We start from the raw sequence: 527 nt of genomic DNA, 5'->3' as shown, positions 1-527 counted from the left end.
GTCATGGAGGGTGATCTGGACAAGAAAGCCTTGCAGTCAGCATTACAGCAAAGCTTGCCGGAGTATATGGCGCCTCAGTTATGGGTAAAACTCGAGGAGATGCCCTTGACCAATAATGGCAAGATTGACAGAAAGTCATTGCCGGAACCGGACAGTTCGGGCTTGTCCAGCAAAGCGTATGTCGCCCCACGAACGGAGACCGAGGTACAATTGGCGGAGATATGGCAGGACTTGTTGGGTGTTGACAAGGTGGGCGTTTATGATAATTTCTTTGAACTGGGCGGTCAGAGTTTATTGGCCATCCGTTTGATTGCACGGTTACAGAAACTGGGGTATACGGTCAACATCCGGGAGTTCTATGCAGACCCGAGCATTGCTTTACTGAGCACCAAATTATCCTCGGTGGATAGTGGTTACCAGGTACCGGAGAACGGTATTGAAGCGGGCTGTGCCTATATCACCCCATCCATGGTCACCTTGGTAGATCTAAAACAGCATGAATTGGAAACGATCATGGATCAGGTTCC

At 49.7% G+C, this 527-nt stretch carries 1 protein-coding gene; it reads left to right on the top strand.

The annotated features are described in order from the left end of the window. Positions 1-527 (top strand): phosphopantetheine-binding protein (locus tag AC04NP_RS30635; protein ID WP_482863942.1); only part of this gene is annotated, 527 nt, incomplete at both ends.

The organism is Agaribacillus sp. DX54 (genome assembly GCF_056858335.1).
Note: the sequence above shows the minus strand (reverse complement) of the source record. Positions and strands in the feature narration are given on the sequence as shown.